At 57.0% G+C, this 1,111-nt stretch carries 1 rRNA gene; it reads left to right on the top strand.

Annotated elements, in window-relative coordinates:
• Nucleotides 1–1,111 (top strand): 23S ribosomal RNA (locus ACJOT3_RS34735); the annotation flags it as partial.

The following is a 1,111-nucleotide window of genomic DNA, read 5'->3' as shown; positions in this document are numbered from 1 at the left end:
TAAGTGGGAAAGGTTGTGGAGTTGCTGAGACAACCAGGAGGTTGGCTTAGAAGCAGCCATCCTTTAAAGAGTGCGTAATAGCTCACTGGTCAAGTGGTTCTGCGCCGATAATGTAGCGGGGCTTAAGCACACCGCCGAAGCTGTGAAGCTCCACCTGTGTGGTGGGGTTGGTAGGGGAGCGTCGTGCGTCCGGTGAAGCTGCCGAGTGATCGTGTGGTGGAGGGCGTGCGAGTGAGAATGCAGGCATGAGTAGCGAAAGCAGCGTGAGAAACGTTGCCGCCGATTGACTAAGGGTTCCTGGGGCAGGTTAATCCGCCCAGGGTGAGTCTGGACCTAAGGCGAGGCCGACAGGCGTAGTCGATGGATAACGGGTTGATATTCCCGTACCCGTGCACGAGCGCCAAATACTGAATCAGGTGATGCTAACCACGCCGGCTGGTTTCCTGTCCTTCGGGACGGGTTGCTGTGCTGGTCTGGGATCCGAGCTTGTAGTAGGTAAGTGATGGGGTGACGCAGGAGGGTAGCTCTACCCGGCGGTGGTTGTCCGGGGGTAAGCGTGTAGGCCGGGGGGTTGGCAAATCCGCCTCCCGTTAAATGGCTGAGACGTGATGCGGAGCCGTTTTTGGCGAAGTGAGTGATCCCATGCTGTCGAGAAAAGCCTCTAGCGAGTTCGTGAGCGGCCAGTACCCTAAACCGACGCAGGTGGTCAGGTAGAGAATACCGAGGCGTTCGGGTGAACCATGGTTAAGGAACTCGGCAAATTGTCCCCGTAACTTTGGGAGAAGGGGAGCCCTGTCCGGTGAAGGAGCGTGCCTCCGGAGCTGGGTGGGGTCGCAGATAGCGGGGGGAAGCGACTGTTTATTAAAAACACAGGTCCGTGCGAAGTCGTAAGACGCTGTATACGGACTGACGCCTGCCCGGTGCTGGAACGTTAAGAGGACCGGTCAACCAAGGCTTGCTTTGGTGAAGCTGGGAATCCAAGCGCCAGTAAACGGCGGTGGTAACTATAACCATCCTAAGGTAGCGAAATTCCTTGTCGGGTAAGTTCCGACCTGCACGAATGGCGTAACGACTTCCCCACTGTCTCAACCATGGGCCCGGTGAAATTGCA

It is taken from the genome of Nocardiopsis protaetiae, assembly GCF_045446735.1.
Lineage (GTDB): Bacteria > Actinomycetota > Actinomycetes > Streptosporangiales > Streptosporangiaceae > Nocardiopsis > Nocardiopsis protaetiae.
Note: the sequence above shows the minus strand (reverse complement) of the source record. Positions and strands in the feature narration are given on the sequence as shown.